The sequence below is a fragment of the Kitasatospora sp. NPDC056138 genome (assembly GCF_042264695.1).
In the GTDB taxonomy this organism is placed as follows: Bacteria; Actinomycetota; Actinomycetes; order Streptomycetales; family Streptomycetaceae; genus Kitasatospora.
This window is the reverse complement of sequence record NZ_JBHJVK010000009.1, coordinates 83,201-104,293: the sequence shown is the minus strand read 5'-3', so window position 1 is coordinate 104,293 and position 21,093 is coordinate 83,201. Positions and strand designations below refer to the sequence as shown.

16 protein-coding genes are annotated in these 21,093 nt (G+C 72.5%); 8 read left to right on the top strand and 8 right to left on the bottom strand.

The annotated features are described in order from the left end of the window. Positions 1-227: 227 nt before the first annotated feature. Together ACFC1R_RS09230 and ACFC1R_RS09225 are read left to right on the top strand one after the other, a co-directional pair. Positions 228-2,192 (top strand): 2-oxoacid:acceptor oxidoreductase subunit alpha, encoded by a 1,965-nt coding sequence (locus ACFC1R_RS09230; RefSeq protein WP_375935161.1) that lies wholly within the window; start codon positions 228-230, stop codon positions 2,190-2,192. Continuing rightward, on the top strand, positions 2,185-3,276 hold the full coding sequence (locus ACFC1R_RS09225) for a 2-oxoacid:ferredoxin oxidoreductase subunit beta (protein ID WP_375935158.1): 1,092 nt from the start codon (positions 2,185-2,187) through the stop codon (positions 3,274-3,276). Before ACFC1R_RS09230 ends, ACFC1R_RS09225 begins: the two co-directional genes overlap by 8 nt. Before the next feature lie 156 nt (positions 3,277-3,432). On the opposite strand, the gene ACFC1R_RS09220 is transcribed toward ACFC1R_RS09225, so the two are convergent. Then, on the bottom strand, positions 3,433-4,953 hold the full coding sequence (locus tag ACFC1R_RS09220; RefSeq protein ID WP_375935343.1) for a CehA/McbA family metallohydrolase: 1,521 nt from the start codon (positions 4,951-4,953) through the stop codon (positions 3,433-3,435). A gap of 252 nt (positions 4,954-5,205) precedes the next feature. Further along, positions 5,206-5,595 (bottom strand): winged helix-turn-helix transcriptional regulator, encoded by a 390-nt coding sequence (locus ACFC1R_RS09215; RefSeq protein ID WP_375935155.1) that lies wholly within the window; start codon positions 5,593-5,595, stop codon positions 5,206-5,208. Positions 5,596-5,694: 99 nt separating this feature from the next. On the opposite strand from ACFC1R_RS09215, the gene ACFC1R_RS09210 reads away from it, so the two are divergent. From ACFC1R_RS09210 to ACFC1R_RS09200, 3 genes are all read left to right on the top strand, one after another. Beyond that, on the top strand, positions 5,695-6,543 hold the full coding sequence (locus ACFC1R_RS09210; RefSeq protein WP_375935152.1) for an SDR family oxidoreductase: 849 nt from the start codon (positions 5,695-5,697) through the stop codon (positions 6,541-6,543). A 153-nt stretch (positions 6,544-6,696) separates the two neighbouring features. Further along, positions 6,697-7,737 carry an EamA family transporter RarD gene (rarD, locus tag ACFC1R_RS09205; protein ID WP_375935149.1) on the top strand — a complete coding sequence of 347 codons (1,041 nt, stop codon included), beginning with the start codon at positions 6,697-6,699 and terminating at the stop codon, positions 7,735-7,737. A 251-nt stretch (positions 7,738-7,988) separates the two neighbouring features. Continuing rightward, positions 7,989-8,384 (top strand): hypothetical protein, encoded by a 396-nt coding sequence (locus tag ACFC1R_RS09200; protein WP_375935147.1) that lies wholly within the window; start codon positions 7,989-7,991, stop codon positions 8,382-8,384. Here ACFC1R_RS09200 and ACFC1R_RS09195 read toward each other — a convergent pair. From ACFC1R_RS09195 to ACFC1R_RS09185, 3 genes are read right to left on the bottom strand one after another with little or no spacing between them, the layout of a single operon-like run. Beyond that, positions 8,374-9,387 carry an ABC transporter permease gene (locus tag ACFC1R_RS09195; RefSeq protein WP_375935144.1) on the bottom strand — a complete coding sequence of 338 codons (1,014 nt, stop codon included), beginning with the start codon at positions 9,385-9,387 and terminating at the stop codon, positions 8,374-8,376. The genes ACFC1R_RS09200 and ACFC1R_RS09195 overlap by 11 nt on opposite strands. Continuing rightward, positions 9,374-10,387 (bottom strand): ABC transporter ATP-binding protein, encoded by a 1,014-nt coding sequence (locus ACFC1R_RS09190; protein ID WP_375935141.1) that lies wholly within the window; start codon positions 10,385-10,387, stop codon positions 9,374-9,376. Before ACFC1R_RS09190 ends, ACFC1R_RS09195 begins: the two co-directional genes overlap by 14 nt. Then, positions 10,387-11,664 carry an outer membrane lipoprotein carrier protein LolA gene (locus ACFC1R_RS09185; protein ID WP_375935138.1) on the bottom strand — a complete coding sequence of 426 codons (1,278 nt, stop codon included), beginning with the start codon at positions 11,662-11,664 and terminating at the stop codon, positions 10,387-10,389. Before ACFC1R_RS09185 ends, ACFC1R_RS09190 begins: the two co-directional genes overlap by 1 nt. Positions 11,665-11,813: 149 nt before the next feature. Here ACFC1R_RS09185 and ACFC1R_RS09180 point away from each other — a divergent pair, with 149 nt between their 5' ends. Next, positions 11,814-14,414 (top strand): bifunctional FO biosynthesis protein CofGH, encoded by a 2,601-nt coding sequence (locus tag ACFC1R_RS09180; protein ID WP_375935135.1) that lies wholly within the window; start codon positions 11,814-11,816, stop codon positions 14,412-14,414. 309 nt (positions 14,415-14,723) lie between these two features. Then, positions 14,724-15,845: an ADP-ribosylglycohydrolase family protein gene (locus ACFC1R_RS09175; protein ID WP_375935132.1), complete on the top strand. Its 1,122-nt coding sequence runs from the start codon at positions 14,724-14,726 to the stop codon at positions 15,843-15,845. A 67-nt stretch (positions 15,846-15,912) separates the two neighbouring features. On the opposite strand, the gene ACFC1R_RS09170 is transcribed toward ACFC1R_RS09175, so the two are convergent. The 3 genes from ACFC1R_RS09170 to ACFC1R_RS09160 all read right to left on the bottom strand — a co-directional run bounded on the left by ACFC1R_RS09170 (position 15,913) and on the right by ACFC1R_RS09160 (position 18,099). After that, positions 15,913-16,119 carry a DUF397 domain-containing protein gene (locus ACFC1R_RS09170; RefSeq protein WP_375935130.1) on the bottom strand — a complete coding sequence of 69 codons (207 nt, stop codon included), beginning with the start codon at positions 16,117-16,119 and terminating at the stop codon, positions 15,913-15,915. Beyond that, positions 16,116-16,973, bottom strand: a complete 858-nt coding sequence (locus ACFC1R_RS09165; protein WP_375935128.1) for a helix-turn-helix domain-containing protein — start codon at positions 16,971-16,973, stop codon at positions 16,116-16,118. Before ACFC1R_RS09165 ends, ACFC1R_RS09170 begins: the two co-directional genes overlap by 4 nt. A gap of 388 nt (positions 16,974-17,361) precedes the next feature. After that, positions 17,362-18,099 carry a GPP34 family phosphoprotein gene (locus tag ACFC1R_RS09160; RefSeq protein WP_375935125.1) on the bottom strand — a complete coding sequence of 246 codons (738 nt, stop codon included), beginning with the start codon at positions 18,097-18,099 and terminating at the stop codon, positions 17,362-17,364. Positions 18,100-18,423: 324 nt separating this feature from the next. Here ACFC1R_RS09160 and ACFC1R_RS09155 point away from each other — a divergent pair, with 324 nt between their 5' ends. After that, positions 18,424-20,955: a hypothetical protein gene (locus ACFC1R_RS09155; protein WP_375935122.1), complete on the top strand. Its 2,532-nt coding sequence runs from the start codon at positions 18,424-18,426 to the stop codon at positions 20,953-20,955. The last annotated feature ends 138 nt before the right edge of the window (positions 20,956-21,093 follow it).

The window sequence follows — 21,093 nt, the reverse complement described above, 5'->3', positions numbered from 1 at the left end:
GCTCCGGAAGAGTAGTCTCGATCTTGAAGGCAGGTCGTCCCGGCGGGAACCGACCATGCGAATTCCGGGCGGGAGCGGCCGAGCGGCGGGCTTCGCCAAGTCGGCGCCGTACATTCACGAGTTACGGCCCGGTCAACGCAGGCGAGCTTAGGATGCCTTTGGTGCACCAGGCGGACGGGGCACACGGCTCACGCCCGCGGCTGGTGCTCACGAGGAGGTCCGCGGTAGTGACCAGCCAGGTTGATCAGTCACAGGCAGTCGGCGGCTCGGACGGAGAAGGCCAGGGGGCGGCGCCCCCGCCCTCGACCGGGCGGTCGCGTCCCGCCAAGCCGATCCGGCGGCTGGACCGGGTGATCATCCGGTTCGCCGGTGACTCGGGTGACGGCATGCAGCTCACCGGTGACCGTTTCACCTCCGAGACCGCCTCGTTCGGCAACGACCTCTCCACACTGCCGAACTTCCCGGCCGAGATCCGGGCACCCGCCGGGACCCTGCCGGGCGTCTCCAGTTTCCAGCTGCACTTCGCCGACCACGACATCCTGACCCCGGGCGACGCCCCGAACGTCCTGGTGGCCATGAACCCGGCCGCCCTCAAGGCCAACCTGCCCGACCTGCCGCGCGGCGCGGAGATCATCGTCAACACCGACGAGTTCACCAAGCGCGCACTGGCGAAGGTCGGTTACCCGGCGGACCCGCTCGCCGACGGCTCGCTCTCGGCCTACCACCTGCACAAGGTGCCGCTGACCACGCTGACGCTGGAGGCCCTGAAGGAGAGCGGCCTCGCCCGCAAGGACGCCGAACGGGCGAAGAACATGTTCGCCCTCGGCCTGCTCTCCTGGATGTACCACCGGCCCACCCACGGCACGGAGCGCTTCCTGCGCCAGAAGTTCGCCAAGAAGCCCGACATCGCCGAGGCCAACATCAGGGCCTTCCGGGCCGGCTGGAACTTCGGCGAGACCACCGAGAGCTTCGCCGTCTCGTACGAGATCCCGCCCGCCAGGCTGCCCGCCGGCACGTACCGCAACATCTCCGGCAACCTCGCCCTCTCCTACGGCCTGATCGCCGCCGCGAAGCGCTCCGGACTGCCGCTGTTCCTCGGCTCGTACCCGATCACCCCGGCCTCGGACATCCTGCACGAGCTGAGCCGCCACAAGAACTTCGGCGTGCGCACCTTCCAGGCCGAGGACGAGATCGCCGGGATCGGCGCCGCGCTCGGTGCCGCCTTCGGCGGCGCCCTCGGGGTGACCACCACCTCGGGCCCCGGTGTGGCGCTCAAGTCGGAGACCGTCGGGCTCGCGGTGTCGCTCGAACTGCCGCTGCTGGTGGTGGACATCCAGCGCGGCGGCCCGTCCACCGGACTGCCGACCAAGACCGAGCAGGCCGACCTGCTGCAGGCGATGTTCGGCCGCAACGGCGAGGCGCCGGTACCGATCGTGGCCCCCGCGACCCCGGCCGACTGCTTCGACGCCGCCCTGGAGGCGGCCAGGATCGCGGTCGCCTACCGAACCCCGGTGATGCTGCTCTCCGACGGCTACCTGGCCAACGGCTCCGAGCCGTGGCGGATCCCGGAGGTCGACGAACTCCCCGACCTCCGGGTCGAGTTCGCCTCCGGTCCGAACCACACCCTGGAGGACGGCAGCGAGGTCTTCTGGCCGTACAAGCGCGACCCGCAGACCCTGGCCCGCCCCTGGGCCGTCCCCGGCACCCCCGGTCTCGAACACCGGATCGGCGGCATCGAGAAGCAGGACGGCAGCGGGAACATCTCCTACGACCCGGCCAACCACGACCTCATGGTGCGCACCCGCCAGGCCAAGATCGACGGAATCACCGTGCCGGAGCTCGCGGTTGACGACCCGAGCGGGGCGGCCCGGGTGCTGGTGCTCGGCTGGGGATCGACCTACGGCCCGATCACGGCGGCCGTCCGGCGGGTACGGGCCGACGGCGGCAGGGTCGCCCAGGCGCACCTGCGGCACCTGAACCCCTTCCCCGCCAACCTCGGTGCGGTGCTGAAGGCGTACGACCGGGTGGTGGTGCCCGAGATGAACCTGGGTCAGCTGGCCCTGCTGTTGCGCGCCAGGTACCTGGTGGACGCCCAGTCCTACAACCAGGTGCGCGGACTGCCCTTCAAGGCGGCCCAGTTGGCGGATGTGCTGTTCGCGGCGATCGGAACGCTGGAGGAGAACCATGGCTGAGGCCCGCGGCGCGGCCGCCGACCGTCCCCGCGGCGCGGCCGCCGGCCCGCGCTTCCGTTCGCTGGAGCTGGTGCCGAAGGCCGAATCGCCGCAGAGCGCCAAGGACTTCAAGACGGACCAGGAGGTCCGCTGGTGCCCGGGCTGTGGCGACTACGCCATTCTGGCCGCCGTCCAGTCCTTCATGCCCGAGCTCGGAATCCGCAGAGAGAACACCGTCTTCGTCTCCGGCATCGGCTGCTCCTCCCGTTTCCCGTACTACATGAACACCTACGGCGTGCACTCCATCCACGGCCGCGCTCCGGCGATCGCCACCGGTCTCGCCGCCTCCCGGCCCGATCTGAGCGTCTGGGTGGTCACCGGGGACGGCGACGCGCTCTCGATCGGCGGCAACCACCTGATCCACGCGCTGCGCCGCAACGTCAACCTGAAGATCCTGCTGTTCAACAACCGGATCTACGGGCTCACCAAGGGCCAGTACTCGCCCACCAGCGAGGTCGGCAAGATCACCAAGTCCACGCCGATGGGCTCGCTGGACGCCCCGTTCAACCCGCTCTCGCTGGCCGTCGGGGCCGAGGCCACCTTCGTCGCCCGCACCATCGACTCCGACCGGCAGCACCTGCAGTCCGTGCTGCGGGCCGCCGCCGAGCACGAGGGCACGGCGCTGGTGGAGATCTACCAGAACTGCAACATCTTCAACGACGGCGCCTTCGAGGTGCTCAAGGACCCGGGCACCCGGGACGAGGCGCTGATCCGTCTTGAGGACGGGCAGCCGATGCTCTTCGCCGGCCAGGGCGTCTTCCGGGGGCCGGACGGCGAGTTGCGGGTCGCCGAGGTCACCGAGGCCAACCGGTCCGAGGTACTGGTGCACGACTCCCACCACCCCAGCGCCGCACGGGCGTTCGCGCTCACCCGGATCGCCGACGCGGACACCCTGCACCACACGCCGATCGGCGTCCTGCGGGACGTCCGGCGGCCGGTGTACGACACCCTGATGGCCGACCAGCTCGACCAGGCCGTCGCGGCCAAGGGCGAGGGCGACCTGGCCGGCCTGCTGGCCGGCCAGGACACCTGGACGGTCGGATGACCCTCCGGTGGGCCGCCGGGTGAACCGGCGGGAGCGGGGAACCGCGGGCCGGCCCGCTGCGGAGGTGCGGACCGGTCGCGCCGTTCCCCGGGCGCCCGGGCCCGTCCTCGGACTCCCCCTGCCGGGCGGTGTCGGGGACGGGCCCTCGGGCAGGTCCTAGTGGACGCCCAGCAGGATCGGGTTGGTCAGGGCCGCCATCGGACCCCACGGGAGGTCCGGGCCCATGCTGTTGCCCTGCCCCGGAGTGCCGTCCGCCCTGGGGTGGCGGACCTCCGCCCGGACGTAGGCAGCCAGTGCGGCGGTGGTCCGCCAGACGACGGTTCCACGGTCGGAGGCGGGCAGTGACTCCTGGTGCAACTGCCCCTCGTCGGTGAGGAGTCGGACCGTCCCGCCGGGAACGCCGACGACGGCGAGCCTGACGTCCACCGGTGCGTCGGCCGGGACGGACAGCCGCTCCCCGATGCCCGCCCGCCGGCCTTGCCCGGTGGCGGTGAAGTCCAGCTCGACGGCGGACGACTCGGCGATCCAGCTGCGCCCGGCCCGCAGTCCGTCGAGGACGTCCGCCCGGGTCAGGTCCGCCGCCAGCACCACGTTCTGCGGCAGGCCGATGACCTGCGGCTCGCTGTGCGCGTCGCTGTTGCCCATGGCGGGCAGCCACCGGCCGCCGTGCCGGAGGGCCTCGGCGAGGCGGGAGTCCCAGCTGTCGACGGCGGACTCGTCGTCGTACGTCCACGGGCCGTTCCAGACCTCGACCGCGTCCGCACCCTCGTAGCCGAACTTCCACTGGCAGGCGATGTACGGGCAGTACGGGTGGGCGGGCACCACCAGGCCGCCGGAGCGGTGCACCTGCCGGACGAAGCGCGGGTGCGCGTCCTCCCGGGCGCGGTAGCGCCAGTCGACCCACTCCCCGGGGCCGGTGCCCAGCGCGAGCCAGTGGCCGTTGCGGGTGGTGACCTCCTCGCCGGTGACGACCAGCAGGTCCGGACCGGCCAGCGGGCCCCACGCGCCGTGCGAGGACGGGGTGTTGTGGTCGGTGGAGACGATGAAGTCGAGCCCGGCCGCCCGCGCGCCCGCGGCCACCTCCGCCAGGAGGCGGCGCCCGTCGGAGTGGACGGTGTGCAGGTGGCAGTCGCCCCGGTACCAGGCCCGCCCGCGCCCGCGTGCCCGCTCGGGCGGGTACGAAGGGGTGAACTCCGGTCCCGGATCGCCGAACCGGAGCGTCACCTCGACCCGGTAGTCCAGTCCCTGCGGTGCGACCTGGTACGGGCCCAGCACCACGTGCCAGGTCCCGGGCCGGACCGGCCCCGGCAGATAGCCCGGGGTCGCCGCGCCCCGGCTGATCGCGAACGAGGTCCGGAACCCGCCGGACCAGCCCCGGAATCCGGGCCCGCCGAGACCGGTGCCGCGCTCGTCGAAGATCCCGATGTCACAGGAGTTGCCGGGAGTCCCCGGCGGCACGACGGGCCGGTCGTAGCCGTACGACACGGCGATCTCCCGCACGCCCGGGGGGACTTCGACCGGCAGGTGGACGAAGTCCGCTGCTCCGGTGGGGAGATGCCCGGTGATCACCCGGGTGCGCTCGCCCTCGGCGGCGGCCGCGAAGGCGGTCGGCGCGAGTGTGATCGCCGCACCCGCCCCGACGGCCAGCCCGGCCCGGAGCAACCGCCGGCGCCCCAACTGATCGGTTGCGGTGCTGTGGTGCCGACAGGTCTCGTCCGCGCACACGGTGCCCTCCCGGGGCTCACGCGGGCCGGTCGCAGCCGTTGGGCGCCGACCCGTCACCACCTCTCGTTCCCCGGGTCGGTGAACTGCCGATGAGCCGCAACCGGCAGAGCCGGGTCGGCCGGACGTCGGCCGGTGGTCGGCCGGATGGCCGGCCTGGCCGGCGGGGCGAACGGGGCCAACCGGGCCGGCCACGCCGCACCCGGGTCAGCGCCGGGAGTCGTACGCCGCGCGGGCGTTCTGCACCTCGGGCAGCTGCCGTTCGACCCAGTGCGCCAGCTCGGACACCAGCGCGGCGGCCTGGCGTCCGAGCGGGGTCAGGCTGTAGTCGACCCGGGGCGGGATCACCGGGTGCGCCTCGCGCAGCACGAAGCCGTCCCGCTCCAGGGTCTGCAGGGTCTGCGCGAGCATCTTCTCGCTCACGCCGGAGACCCGGCGGCGCAGCTCGCTGAACCGGTAGTCGCGCTCGGTGAGTGCGATCAGCGCCAGCACGCCCCAGCGACTGGTGACGTGCTCCAGGACGCCGCGTGACGGGCACATCCGGTCGGTCACGTCCGCCGCACGGTCCAGCAGGGTGGGTTCGGTACTTACCTCCATATCAGTACCATACTTCAAAGTGGGTACTTTCGAAAGGTTAGTGCTGTTCCTAGGGTGAGTGGGCAAGCAGGAACGCCCGATGTCCCAGGGAGCAGAAAAATGATCGTCGTCACCGGTGCCACCGGACAGCTCGGCCGCCTCGTCGTCGCCGGCCTGTTGGACAGGATCCCGGCGGGCGAGCTGGCGGTGGCCGTCCGCTCCGCCGAGAAGGCCGCCGAGTGGGCCGCGCAGGGCGTGGACGTCCGCGTGGTCGACTACGGCAGGCCCGAGACCCTGGCCGGGGCCTTCGCCGCCGGGGACCGGGTGCTGCTGATCTCCGGCAGTGAGGTCGGCTCCCGGATCCCGCAGCACCGCGCCGTGGTGGAAGCGGCCGCGACGGCCGGCGTCTCCCTGCTCGCCTACACCGGTGTCCTGGGCGGCGACGAGGCCGGGTTCGCGCTGGCCGACGAGCACAAGGCCACCGAGGCGGTGATCCGCGAGTCCGGTCTGCCCTTCGTCTTCCTGCGCAACGGCTGGTACACCGAGAACTACACCGCCGACGCGGTCGGCACCGCCGAGCGCGGTGTCGTCCTCGGCAGCAGCCACGACGGCCGGATCGCCACCGCCGCCCGCCGGGACTACGCGGACGCGGCGGTCGCCGTGCTCACCGGCGAGGGTCACGAGGGGCGGGTGTACGAGCTGAGCGGCGACGTCGCCTGGAGCTTCTCCGAGTATGCGGCCGAGCTCGCGGCCCGCTCGGGCAAGCCGGTGGTCTACCGGAACGTCACGCCCGAGGAGCACCGGGCCGCGCTGGTCGGCGCCGGGCTCCCCGAGGGCTTCGCCCGGATCCTGGTCGACGTCGACGCGGGCATCGCCCGCGGTGAGCTCGCTCGCAACCAGGGCGACCTGTCCAAGCTGATCGGCCGTCCCACCACCCCGTTCACCGAGACCCTCGCCGCTGCGCTCTGACCGCTGCGCCCGCCCGCCGGGGCGCCCCGGCGAGCGGGCGTCGACCTGTCCAGGGCAATGTCATGACCAAAATGTGGAAACGGAGATGACAGGCCGCTCCTCCACCCGCTACCGTCGGCGCGGGTACAAGCGCGCGTGGAGGGCAGGCCGGTCATGGCAGAGGGAACCCAGCAGGAGGCCGGCCGGGGATTCTGGCTCGGCTTCGCCGCGTACGGGATATGGGGGACGTTCCCGCTCTTCTGGCCGCTGCTGGAGCCCAGCGGAGCCGCGGAGATCCTCGCCAACCGGATGACCTGGTCACTGGTGGCGGTCCTGCTGATCCTGCTGGTGCAGCGCCGCTGGTCCTGGATCCGGCCGCTGCTGGCCCAGCCGCGGAGGCTGGCGCTCTCGGTGACGGCTGCCGCGTTCATCTCGGTCAACTGGGGTGTCTACATCTGGGGAGTGAACTCCGGGCACGTCGTGGAGACCAGCCTCGGCTACTTCATCAACCCCCTGGTCACCATCGCCTTCGGCGTCCTGGCCCTGCGCGAGCGGCTGCGCTCCGTGCAGTGGGCGGCGGTCGGCATCGGGGCGGCGGCGGTCGTCGTGCTCACCGTGGCCTACGGGCGTCCGCCGTGGATCGCGCTCGTCCTGGCACTGAGCTTCGCCACGTACGGACTGCTCAAGAAGCTGGTCGGGCTCGGCGGCCTGGAGAGCTTCGCGGTGGAGAGCGCCGTGATGTTCCCGCTCGCGGCGGCCTACCTGGTCTACCTCACCGTGCAGGGGAAGAGCACCCTCGGACACACCGGGGCCGGCTACGGCTGGGGGCACACGGGGCTGCTGATGCTCAGCGGCATGGTGACCGCGATCCCGCTGCTCTGCTTCGGCGCGGCCGCCCAGCGGGTGCCGCTCACCACGCTCGGACTGCTCCAGTACCTGGCGCCGGTGTTCCAGTTCCTGCTCGGGGTGACGGTCTTCCACGAGTCGATGCCCCCGGCCCGCTGGGCGGGCTTCGCGCTGGTCTGGGTGGCGCTCGCGGTGCTCACCTTCGACGCGTTGCGCCAGCTGCGGAGGGCCCGGCAGGCCGTGGTGCCGCCGGTCTCCGTGCCCGTCGCGGTCGACACCGCCCAGCCTCAGGCCGCCGCCCCGGCCCCGGCCGTCGAACCGGCCGTCGAACCGGCCGTCGAACCGCGGACCGCGGTCAGTAGCAGCTGACCGGTCGTCCGCAGGCCCCGGAACCGGCGCCGGGCGGACCGGTCCGGGCCGCCGTCCAGGGCGTCGCCCCGGCCGCCGTCCGGGCCGCCGTCCGATGCCGCCGGAGCGTCACACGCCGTGGTGACATGGACTCCTCCGTGTGAACACGTCCTTTGGGGTCTCTTCAAGCACGCCTGTCTCCTGCTAACGTCCGGCTACCAACGTCCGGAAGCCGTACCCGTCCCCGCGAAGGGGTAGCAGGAGGGGTTGCGATGGTCCAGCTCACGGGGCAGTTCGCCAGGCAGTTCCAGCGTGCCGCACTCGCCGCAGGCAGGACCGTACGGGTGCCAGCCGTACGGCGCGAACTGGATGCGGCCGAGAGCGGCGAGCTGCTGCTCAGCTCCGGTGCGGGCGGCAGCCCGCTGGCCATCCAGTGGCGGCGGCAGGGGCGTCCGGCGCTGATCCTGAAGCCGCCCTACCGGCTGGACCGGGTGGAGCTCAGGGGCTCGCACCGGGCCAGGCTCTACGGTCTGACGGCCGGTGTCCGGCTGGTCTGCCCGGACTGGTCGCCGCTCTTCCTGATCTCCCCGGCCCAGCTGCCGCTGCTGGCCTGCGCGGTGGCCGCCTCCCGGGTGGCCGGGGCCACCCGGGTCGCCGTCAGGCCGTGACGTCCCGGCTGGTGAACCGGGCCCAGGCGGCCGAGCCGAAGACCGCGACGTAGAGCGCCTGCAGGCCGAGGTTCTGCAGCACGTTGTCCCAGTGCATCGGTTGGCGCAGCAGGTCGCCGAAGCTCAGCCACTGGTGGGTGAAGAGGTACGGCTGGATCGTGTGCAGCTGCGGGAAGGTGTCCAGGATCTGCACCGTGATCACCAGGCCGACGGTGGTCGCCATCGCGGCGATCCCGCTGCCGGTCAGCGTCGAGATGAACAGCCCGATGGCCACCAGGCCGGACAGCGACAGCGCCACCACGCCCGCCACCAGCACGGCGCGCACCACCGCCTCGCCGAGCCCGATGGTGTCGCCGGACAGCAGGGTGACGTCGCCGAGCGGGAAGAGCGCGGCACCCGTCGCCACCGCCGCCAGCACCACGGCCATGGTCGCGGCCAGGCAGAACACCAGCCCGGCGGTGAACTTGGCCGCCAGCAGCCTGGTCCGCCCGGCCGGGGCGACCAGCAGGTAGCGCAGCGTGCCGGTCGCGGCCTCGCCGGCGATCGAGTCGCCGGCCACCACGCCCACCGTCATCGGCAGGAAGATCGGCAGCGCCAGGGCCAGCGCCGTGAACACCAGGAAGAGGCCGTTCTGCGACACCTGGGCGATGAAGGCCGGACCCCCGCCGTGCGAGGCGTCGTCGGTCTGGAGCTTCACCACCACACCGATCAGCACCGGCAGCATCGCGAGGATGCCGAGCAGCGCGATCGTCCTGGTCCGGCGGAAGGTGAGCCAGAGCTCGTTGCGGAACAGCGCCGCGAAGCCCGCCGCGGTCTGCCTCCTGGGACCCGCGCCGACGGCCGCCGACGCCGGGGCCGCAGCCGTCGTCGACGGCGGCTGCGCGGCCGCCCGCAGCGCCCCGGCCTCCGGGACCTCGGCCTCCGGGACCTCGGCCTCCGGGACCCCGGCCTTCGAGACCTTGCTCCCCGAGACCTCGGCCGGTGACACCTCAGCCTGCGACATCGAAACCCTCCCCGGTCAGCGCCACGAAGGCGTCCTCCAGCGTGCCGCGCTCCACACCGAAGCCGTGCACCCGCACCCCGGCCGAGACCAGCGCCGCGCAGAGTCTCGGCAGTGACTCCTCGTCGACCGCCGTGGCGAGGCCGTCCAGCCGCGCCTCGTCCGTCCGCAGGTCGGTCACCCGGTGCTGCACCAGCACGTCCCTCGCCGCCGCGACGTCCGGTGTGCGGACCACGAGCCGGCCCTGCGCGCGGCTGGCCAGCTCGGCCACGGTGCCCTGCACCACCAGCCGGCCCTTGGACATCACCGCGGCGTGCGTGCAGACCTGCTCGATCTCGTCCAGCAGGTGCGAGGAGAGGAAGACCGTGGTGCCCTCGGCCGCGACCTCGCGGACCAGTGCGCGGATCTCCCGCATGCCCTGCGGGTCCAGGCCGTTGGTCGGCTCGTCCAGCACCAGCAGCTCGCGCGGCTGCAGCAGGGCCGAGGCCAGACCGAGGCGCTGCTTCATGCCGAGCGAGTACGCCCGCGCCTTCTTGCCCGCCGCCGCCGTCAGGCCGACCCGGTCCAGGGCCTCGGTGACCCGGCGCGCCCGGGTGCGCGAATCGGAGGTCGGGTCGGCCGCGTCGAACCGGGCCAGGTTGTCCCGCCCGGACAGGAAGCCGTACAGGGCCGGGCCCTCGATCAGTGCGCCGACCCGGGGGAGCACCGCGCCCACCGACTGCGGCATCGGTGCGCCGAGCACCGTGGCGACACCGGAGGAGGGTGCGATCAGGCCCATCAGCATCCGGATGGTCGTCGTCTTGCCGGAGCCGTTCGGCCCGAGGAAGCCGAAGACGCTGCCCCGGGGCACCGTCAGATCCAGCCCGTCCACCGCCAGCTGGCCGCCCCGGAAGCGCTTGGTCAGCCCGCTGGTGCGGATCACGTCGTCCGGAGCGGCGGCGGGGGTCGGGCCGACAGCGGCGACCCGACCCCGTGCCTGCTCCGTGTCGGGAGCAGTCGTCACTACTTCACCCCGGCAGCGCTCTGCAGCACCGGCAGGGTCACGGCGCCGGCGAAGACCCGGCCGTCGTCGGTGACCAGCACGTTCAGCACCTTGGTGCTGATCAGCGAGCCGCCCTTGACCGGCTTGCCGAACGACTTGGCGAGGGCCACCGGGTCCTGCGGGAACGCGGTCCGGCCGTGCTTGCCACCGTGCGCGGAGGCGCTGTCGGAGGCCGGGGCCGGTGCGCTGGGCAGCTTGGCGCTCAGCACCGACGTCCAGCCCGCACCGACGACGTTGACGCCGTCCGCCCCGCCCTTCGCGCCGGCCTTCGCGCCGTTCTGCGGCGCGGCGCCGGACGGGTGGTGCTGCCCGGCCGCGTCGGCCGCCGGGTGCTCCGTCACCTTCGCGCCCTTCGGGGCCTTGAAGTCGAAGGTCTTGGCGTCGGGCTTGGCGAAGGACACCGAGCTGAAGTGCACGTCCAGCACCTTGGCGCCGTCCACCGACTTCACCAGCACCGCGAGCGGCACGCCGTTGTCGGCGTCGACCGAGATCCGCACCTCACCGATGGTGGAGCCGGACTGCTTGGGCTTCACGCTCAGCTGGTACGCCTTCTGCCCGGCCACCGTCGCCGTGCCGTCCACCGTGACCGAGGTGGTCGCGGCGCTCTGGCCCAGGAACAGCTTCGCCGCCTCCTGCGGGGTGGTCGGGGCACCGGTGAGCGGAGCCTCGGCGTGCCGGGCCGGATCGTGCTGCGCCGTGCCGGGCCGGCCCGCGTCCTTCGGGGCCGTCAGGTGCATCGCCTGGTTGCTGGAGCTGTCCCAGGCCCAGACCTGGTCGCCGTTGCGCACCAGCTCGTAGCCGGCCAGGTTCTCGATCAGGCCGACCCGCTGGCGGTCCGGACCGTCCACCGCGACCTGCAGGGTGTGCTCGCCGCCGAGCAGCTCGGTCAGCTTGGCCGTCGGGTCGGCCTCGCCCCGCCCGCCGCCGCCGTGCGCGGCACCGCCCAGGGCCCCGTCGGCCATGCCCAGCAGCTGCGCGGGCACGCCGAGATCCGCCGACACCTGCACCGTGCCCGACAGCGACTGGGTGTCGGACCCGAGAGCCTTCGCCACCAGCTGCTCCGCCGTCAGCGACGGCAGGCTCGGCCCGGAGTCGCTCGCCAGCGCGGGCACCAGACCGATCCCGGTCGCCGCGACCGCTATGACGCCGACCGGAACCAGCGCACGCACCGCGGTCCGGCGACGCGGCCGGTACGCGAAGTCCTGCTCCACCATGTCCAACCCCTCCGTAGCCCTCATCTGTCTCTGCCCTCCATTAGAGACCTCGACGGGCGCCCGGGGCATCGCTCTACAGGGCCAGATCCGTGTACATCCCTCGGTGCAAGCGACCCTGAGTCCTTATCAGGGTCGTGTCCGCCGAACGGAGGAAAGCTGGGTATCGTCGCCCCATGGCCGCAACCGACGCCCCGCACTCCTCACCGACCGTCACCTCGATGCGCCGCGCACTGCGCCGCGCCCGGGACGGTGTCACCCTGGACGTCGCCGAAGCGGCGGTGCTGCTCCAGGCCCGCGGCGAGGATCTGCGAGCGCTCTGTTCCACCGCGGCCCGGGTCCGGGACGCGGGCCTGGCCGAGGCCGGCCGGCCCGGGACCATCACGTACTCCAAGAGCGTCTTCATCCCGCTCACCCGGCTCTGCCGGGACCGGTGCCACTACTGCACCTTCGTCACCGTGCCCGGCAAGCTGCGCAAGTCTGGGCACGGGATGTACCTGTCGCCCGACGAGGTGCTGGACATCGCCCGCAAGGGCGCGGCACTGGGCTGCAAGGAGGCCCTGTTCACGCTCGGCGACCGCCCGGAGGACCGCTGGCCCGAGGCCCGCGAGTGGCTGGACGCGCACGGCTACGACGACACCCAGTCCTACCTGCGGGCGATGTCGATCCGGGTGCTGGAGGAGACCGGGCTGCTGCCGCACCTCAACCCCGGGGTGGTGAGCTGGACCGAGTTCCAGCGGCTCAAGCCGGTCGCGGCGTCGATGGGCATGATGCTGGAGACCACCGCCACCCGGCTCTGGTCGGAGCCCGGCGGCCCGCACCACGGCTCGCCGGACAAGGAGCCGGCCGTCCGGCTGCGGGTGCTGGAGGACGCCGGCCGCAGCTCGGTCCCGTTCACCACCGGTGTGCTGATCGGCATCGGCGAGACGTACGAGGAGCGGGCGGACGCACTGTTCGCGATCCGCCGGATCGCCCGGCAGTACCACGGCATCCAGGAAGTGATCATCCAGAACTTCCGGGCCAAGCCGGACACCGCGATGCGGGCGATGCCCGACGCCGAGCTGGAGGAGCTGGCCGCGGCGATCGCGGTCACCCGCCTGGTCCTCGGCCCGTCCGCGCGCGTCCAGGCGCCGCCGAACCTGGTGGACAGCGAGTACGAGCTGATCATCGGCGCGGGCATCGACGACTGGGGCGGGGTGTCGCCGCTGACGCCGGACCACGTCAACCCCGAGCGGCCCTGGCCGCACATCGACGAACTGGCCCGCCGCACCGCCGCGCAGGGCTTCGAGCTGCGCGAGCGGCTCGCCGTCCACCCCGAGTACGTGGTGCACGGCGAACCCTGGCTGGACCCGCGCATCCTGCCGCACATCACGGCGCTCGCCGACCCGGACACCGGCCTGGCCCGCCCGGACGTCGACCCGGTCGGCCTGCCCTGGCAGGAGCCCGAGGACCTGCCCGCCTCCTCCGGCCGCACCGACCTGCACCGCACCATCGACACCGAGGGCCGCACCGGGGACCGCCGTGCGGACTTCGAGGACGTGTACGGCGACTGGCAGGCACTGCGCGAGCAGGTCGCCGCAACGCCCGTGGAGCGGCTGAGCGGTGACGTGCGGGAGGCGCTGGCGGTCGCCGCCGACGACCCGACCCGGCTCACCGACGACCAGGCGCTGGCGCTCTTCCAGGCCGAGGGGCCCGCCCTGGACGCGCTCTGCCGGATCGCCGACGACCTGCGCCGCTCGGTGGTCGGCGAGGAGGTCACCTACTGCGTCACCAGGAACATCAACTTCACCAACGTCTGCTACACCGGCTGCCGGTTCTGCGCCTTCGCGCAGCGCCGCACCGACGCCGACGCGTACACCCTCTCGCTGGAGCAGGTCGCCGACCGGGCCGAGCAGGCGTGGCAGGTCGGGGCGACCGAGGTCTGCATGCAGGGCGGTATCCACCCCGACCTGCCGGGCACCGCGTACTTCGACATCGCGCGGGCGGTGAAGGAGCGGGTGCCGGGCATCCACGTGCACGCCTTCTCGCCGATGGAGGTCGTCAACGGCGCCAGCAGGACCGGCCTCTCGATCCGCGACTGGCTCCAGCAGGCCAAGGAGGCCGGCCTGGACACCATCCCGGGCACGGCCGCCGAGATCCTCGACGACGAGGTCCGCTGGGTGCTCACCAAGGGCAAACTGCCCGCCGCCACCTGGGTCGAGGTGGTCGGCACCGCCCACGAACTGGGCATCCGGTCGTCCTCCACGATGATGTACGGGCACGTGGACACCCCCAAGCACTGGCTGGGCCACCTGCGGCTGCTCGCCGGGATGCAGCAGCGCTCCCTCCGGGCAGGCGGCACGGGCGGGTTCACCGAGTTCGTCACCCTGCCGTTCATCCACACCAACGCGCCGGTCTACCTGGCGGGCGTCTCCCGGCCCGGCCCGACGATGCGGGACAACCGTGCGGTGACGGCGATGGCCCGGCTGCTGCTGCACCCGTACATCCCCAACATCCAGACCAGCTGGGTGAAGCTGGGGGCGGAGGGCGCAGCGGAGATGCTCCGCTCCGGGGCCAACGACCTCGGCGGCACGCTGATGGAGGAGACCATCTCCCGGATGGCCGGTTCCGCGTACGGCAGTTACAAGTCGATCCGCGACCTGGAGGCCATCGCCGAGGCGGTCGGCCGTCCCTCCCGCCAGCGCACCACCACCTACGGCGAGGTCCCCGCCGGACGCCGCGCCGCCGCGCTGGCCTCCGACGGCCACCTGCCGGAGCTGCTCCCGGTCCTGGAGTGAGCCCTCGGGGGGCGCGGGACCGCGCCCCCTCGGGCAGCCCCGGCCGCGGCCGTCCGGCTCGGCCGGGGTCAGCAGGTCAGCAGGTCGCGTCGCAGGTCGCGGAGCGTGCTCCGGTCCAGGCCGAGGCCGTCCTCCAGGGGCCTTCCGGTGGCGCGGCGGCAACAATTCGTCGACGGACCGGTGTTCGCACCGACAGGCCGGATCGATGCTGTATTCGACTACAGTGCGGGGGCGCTTGAGGCTGTCTCAGGTGTACGGATCCTCCATCCCGGGCCCGCGGCCCGGACGGCCGACGAAAGGTGCCGACCCGTGTTGCCACTGTGGTCACGCGCGCAGCAACAGGACTTCCGCAGCCGCGTCCGGGGCTGCCTGCTCGGCGGGGCGATCGGTGACGCACTCGGCGCGGGTGTCGAGTTCGACTCGCTGGAGAAGATCCGCGCCGCCCACGGGCCGGAGGGCGTGACCGGGTACGTGCCCGCGTACGGGCGGCGCGGAGCGGTCACCGACGACACCCAGATGGTGCTCTTCACCCTGGACGGCCTGATCCGGGCGCACGTCAGCCGCGACGGCGGCTCCTGGCACCCGCCCACCGACGTCCACCGCGCCTACCTGCGCTGGGCGGCCACCCAGAGCGCCTGGGGCCCGGACGAGCGCAACCCCGGCCTCGGCTGGCTGGGCCGCCAGGAGTGGCTGTACGCCCAGCGGGCCCCGGGGCAGGCCTGCCTGAGCGGTCTGACCGGTCCCGACGCCGAGCGGCTCGGCACCGTGGAGGCCCCGCGCAACCCGCACTCCAAGGGCTGCGGCACGGTGATGCGCGCCGCGCCGTTCGGCCTGCTGGTGGCCTGGGAGCCCGCACTCGTCTTCCAGCTGGCGGTGGAGTGCTCGGTGCTCACGCACGGCCACCCCACCGGCTACCTCTCCGCCGGAGCGCTCGCAGTGATCGTCCACACCGCGGCCTGCGGCGGCACCCTGGAGGAGGGCGTGCACCTGGCGCTGGCCCTGCTCTCCGAGCGCCCGGCGCACGAGGAGACCACCGCCGCCCTGCGCGGCGCGCTGGACGCCGTGCGCGCCGGGGAGCCGTCCGCGCAGCGGGTGGAGTCGCTGGGCGAGGGCTGGGTGGCCGAGGAGGCGCTGGCGATAGGGGTCTACTGCGCCCTGGTGGCACACGATCTGAGGTCCGGACTGCTGCTGGCGGTCAACCACTCCGGGGACAGCGACTCCACCGGGGCGATCTGCGGCAACCTGCTCGGTGTCCTGCACGGGGAGAGCGCCCTGCCGCCCGGGCTGCTGGCGGAACTGGAGGGCCGGGGGACGATCCTGGAGCTGGCCGACGACTTCGTACTGGAGCTGCTGCACGGTGCCGAGCTGCACGGTCCCGAACTGCCGCCCGCAGAAAGGGCGGTGTGGACCGAGCGGTACCCGGCGGTCTGACCGCGGGGCTACGCCGCAGTGCCCGCCGCGAGCGGACGCGACGGGCACCGGATGACCGGGGGAGGGATCAGACCTCGCCGAACACACCGGAACCCACGGCGGTGGCGAAGGCGGCCCAGGCCTCCTTGGAGAAGTGCAGCTGCGGGCCTTCGGGATCCTTGGAGTCACGAACGGCGATGCTCGCCTCGGAAGGCACGGCGATCTCGATGCAGGCGCCGTTGCCACCGCTGTGGCTGCTCTTGCGCCAGGTCAGGCTGCTCATCGTCTTCGTCATTTCTTGAACCTCTCGGCATAGTGCTGTATCAGGGACCGGCTGTCCGCCACGCTGAGCGCTGCTGCCCGCAGGTGGTCGTAGAGATTGGTATAGCGGCGTACGTCGGCGTCCTTCTCCAGATAGAGATCGCTCGTCACTCCTTCGAAGTAGACGACTGTGGAATCGGCTGACTCAGGGAACTCCAGCAGGGAGAATGTCCCGGTCATGCCGGGGTGCGCGCCGTGTTGGAACGGGATCACCTGGAGGTTGATGTTCGGCCGCTCGCTCAGCAGGAGCAGCTGGAAGAGCTGGTCCGACATCACCTCGCGGCTGCCCACCTCCCGGCAGAGCACGGCTTCGTCTATCACCACCCAGAGGCTGGCCAGCTGGTTCTCCCCGTATATCCGGCTCTGCCGCTTCAGGCGGACGTCCACCCTGCGCTTGACCGCGGCGGTGTCGGTGTCGGGCTGGGTGCCCTCGACCACCGCCTCGGCGTACTCGCGGGTCTGCAGCAGGCCCGGCACGAAGGACGACTCGTACGCCCGGATCGAGGAGGCCTCGGCCTCCAGCCCGATGTACACGCTGTAGGGGATGTCCCCGAACTCGTGCCACCAGCCGCGCTGCCGGGACTCCCTGGCCATCTCCATCAGTCCGGCCCGGATCCGTTCGTCGGACACCTCGTACACGTCGCAGAGGTCGCGGACGTCGCGCTGGCTGATGCTCCGCCGGCCGTTCTCCAGTCGGCTGATCTTGGACTGGGAGACCATCAGGCGCCCGGCCACCTCCTCGGCCGTCATGCCCTTCAGCTCGCGCAGGCGCCGGAGTTCGGCGCCGAGCCGTCGTCGCCGAACTGTGGGATTGATGCTGGCGGACACATCGACCTCCGGCCGGGCCTCTGGCACGCCCGAGAACGGCGCACCTCGGAACACTGTGGAAATTGGTACCAACCCCCCTGACTTGGAGCAGCATGTCATCTCGGCTCAGGCCGGCGCCGGGGATTCACGGGAGCGCACTAGAACAGATCATCGGAAAAGCGCTCAATCGGGATCGTCCCTCTTGCGCCCGGCGCGCCGAACCGGTAATGGCGGATCGGCCGTCGGGAGCGCCGCCGTGCCGGGGCCACGCCACAGTGCCGGAAGCACGGCGGGGCCCGGGCGGCCCGCCACTGCCTGGAGAAAGGCGAGAGGGCGGCCCGCCCGGCAGTCGAGTGCCGGGCGGACCGCCCCTCACGTGCGTGATCATCCCGCTAACGGCGTGCGCCGTTCATCGCGCGCCTACCTGCGCCGCGACGCTCCGGCCGCCTGCCGCGGTTCGCGTCACCGCCGGTCGCCCGGGGGCCGTGCCCCGTCCGTTCGCCGTGGTGCGGTTCGCCTGGGCCGGCAGGCCGTTCTGCACGTCCATCACGGCGTGCGCGACCATCCCGCCGAGCGGGTCGTAGCGGATCAGGTCGCGCAGGCGTGACCTCGAGGACCTTCCCTCGTTGCCCGGGTAGAGGTGCTTCCCCAGGCCGACGGCGTGCGCCAGCGCGGCCAGCGCGGCCGTCCTGGGGTCCGGTGGCACGCCGGTGCGGATGGCGGTGTCCAGACGCTGCTTGATGGCGGCGTTCGTACAGTCGTCCGACGCCTGGTAGCGCGTCGTCGGCAGCACGCCGCACACCTGGCCCGGCACGGCCGTCACCATGCCGCACCGTTCCAGGTGCGCCAGGTACGTCTGACGGAGCCCCAGCCGTGGCCCGCCTATCCAGTGCGCGGCCCGCACCGGACTGCCGCGACGGCGCAGCAGCTCCAGCGCGTGGTCCAGGGTGGGGTCGCCGGTCGGCCGTGGCAGCACCACGGCGATCCGGTCCCCGTCCGGGACTATCCTTCCGGCCAGGGACAGCTCGACGAGCTGTGCCCCGGCGAGTCCGAGGTCGAGGGTCTGCGGCTGCGCCGTGGTACCCGTGGTCGGGTCCAAGGCGAGCAGCAAAAGTTCCTCGGGAATTGTTCTGCGGCTCTTGCCCATCCAAGCCTCCCCGCGTGGATGAATGACAGAGTGACGCCTCTCACAGTGGCTTGTCGAGTACGCCTCCGAATCGTGACCTTGGGCGCGCAGGCGGGAACCGGCCACCGCAGGCCCCGCGTCTGACACTCGGACTGGTCGCGGACGGGCCTGGCGGGGAGAATAACGGCCGGTCGGGCGGGGTGCGGCGGTCAAAGCGGCCACCGGTGGCGGAGACTGTACAGCTACAGAGGCGCGGCGAGAAGCCGTAGCAAATAAGGTCGGCCCGCTGACGGGTCGGCACGGGCTCGGGCGGCGGCGGCCGTGCGGACGAGGAGGATGGGTTACGTGGGCGAGTTCCCCGACAAGGTGCGCAGCGACGGGGAAGCGGAGGCGTCCGCAGCCGAGCGGCCGGTCGAGCAGACCGGTGCCGAGGCCGACGCCGGGTCCGGGAGCGCGGCCGATGCCAAGGCGGCCGGTGCCGGCAGTGGTGCCGGTGCCGGTGCCGGTGCTGGTGACGGAGCCAAGAGCGACGCCAAGGCGGCCGGTGACGGCGTCAGGAGCGACGACAAGGCCGCTGCCGGGTCCGGTACCAAGACCGCCGCCGAGGCCGACGTCGAGGTCGACAGCGGCGCCGGGTCCGCCGGGTCCGCCGGGTCCGCCGGGAAGGCCGGGAAGACCGCGAAGGCCGTTGCCGAGCGCGGTGCGGCGGCTGACGGTGGGTCCGGCGGACCCGGCGCCGCAACCGAGGTCGAGTCCGAGACCGATGCCGACTCCGAGGCTGAGGCCGACGCCGACGCCGACGCCGACGCCGCGCCCAAGACCGGCCGGGGCGGTGCGACGGTTCAGCTGAGCGTCCGCGATGTGGACAGCAAGACCACCATGCTCCGCATGCCGGTGGACAACCGCACCACGGCGCTCCGGCTCCCGGACGACTTCCAGGAGAGCGTGTCGAAGGCCGCGAAGGCCGCGAAGTCCTCGGCGGCGGCGGTGAAGAGCGAGGACGGTGCTGCCGGCGACAAGCCCCCGGTCGCCGTGGCCGCCGACTCGGTGGACGGTGCCGAGTCCGCCGACGCCCCCGCGAAGTCGACCGCGAAGGAGTCTGCGAAGGAGTCCGGGGACGATTCGCGTCTCGCCATGCGGGACAGCCGGGTGGCGGGCGGAGCGGCGCTGAAGGAGCTCCCGGTCGCGCAGGACCCGAAGACCTCCCGGGGCCCGAAGGGCGCCGAGAAGACCGAGGGTACCGAGGGCACCGACGAGGAGTCCGCCGAGAGCGGGATGCCGGCGGACTCCACCAGGATCCTGAGGGCCCCCGCCAAGCCCGAGGCCAAGCTTGGTGCCAAGCCCGAGGCCAAGCCCGACACCAAGCCCGGTGCCGGGACCGTACCCGAGCCCGCGCCCGAGCCGGCCCCGCGCCCCGAGCCCTCGCCGATCCCGGAGCCCACTCCGGAGCCCGAGCCCACCCCCGAGCCGGAGCCGGAGCCGGAGCCCAGGCCGACCCCGGCCCCCCGTCCGGTGCCGGTACCGCCGGCCCCCGCCCCGGCCCCCAGGCCGCTGCCGGTGCCCGACCCGGCCCCGCTGCCGGGCCCGCCGCCGCTGCCCACGCCGGAGACCACCTCCGAGGCGATGGAGGTGCTGGCCGCGCTCAGCCGCCGTCCGGTGACGCCGTTCCGCAGGGCGGTCAAGCGGATCACCATCTGGTCGGTGTTCCTGGCCGTGGTGCTCGGTGTGCTCGTGGCCGGCCAGCTGCTCCGTCCGCTGCCGGACCCCAAGACCAAGCTGTCCCTCGCCGACTCGTTCACCTTCAACGGCGACAAGCTCGACATCCCCTGGCCGACCAAGGGCCAGGCCACCGCCGAGGTGGTCGGTGTGGGCAGCCTCGGCAGCGTGGGTGACGAGACCCCGCAGCCGATCGCCAGCGTCACCAAGGTGATGAACGCGTTCATCATCCTGCGCGACCACCCCCTGAAGAAGGGTGAGACCGGCCCCACGCTCACCGTGGACAAGCAGGCCGCCTCGGAGTCCAGCGACGCCGACCAGTCCCGGGTCACCCTGACCGAGGGTCAGAAGCTGACCCAGTACGAGGCGCTGGAGATGCTGATGCTCCCGTCGGCCAACAACGTGGCCCGGCTGCTGGCCCGTTGGGACGCCGGCACCGAGGAGGCGTTCGTCAAGAAGATGAACGACCAGGCCGCCAAGCTCGGTATGACCAACACCAGCTACAACGACCCGGCCGGCTACGACAACAACACCAAGAGCACCGCCAAGGACCAGCTGAAGCTGGCCGAGCAGGTCATGCAGAACGAGGTCTTCCAGCGGGTAGTCGCCACCCCGGACACCGTCTTCAACAACCAGCGGATCTACAACACCAACTACCTGCTCTCCCCGAAGAACGGGGTGATCGGCGTCAAGACCGGCTCCAGCACCGCGGCCAAGTCCTGCCTGATGTGGGCGGCCGTCAAGGAGATCGGCGGCGCCAAGCGGATGATCCTCGGCGTCACGCTCAACCAGCCGGTGACGGCCACCGACGACGTCCTGAGGGCCGCCCAGACGGTCAGCCAGAAGATCATCACCTCCGCCCAGAACGGCCTCACCGGCCAGACCATCGCCAAGCAGGGCGACGTGGTCGGTCACGTGGACGACGGTCTCGGCGGCAAGGTCGCGGTCGTGGCGTCCAAGGACCTCACGGTGGCCGGCTGGTCCGGCGTCACCGCCAAGGTCAACCTGGACTCGGTCAAGCTCGGCCACAGTGCCAAGGCCGGCACCCAGGTCGGCACCGTCTCGGCCGGTGAGGGCGACGGCAAGGCGGAGGTCCCGGTGACCCTGCAGTCCGACCTCAACCCGCCGTCGATCATGTCGCGGCTGCTGCGCCTGCTCTGACCCGAGGTGATGGCGGAGGGCCGGCGGAGTTCCTGAGCGGTCCCGAGGAGCCCCGAGTGGGGGGGGGGGGCCCGCCGCCGCCCCCCCAACGTTTTGGGGGCGCGGGGGGTGGGGCGAGAAAACCCCAACGGGGAAAAC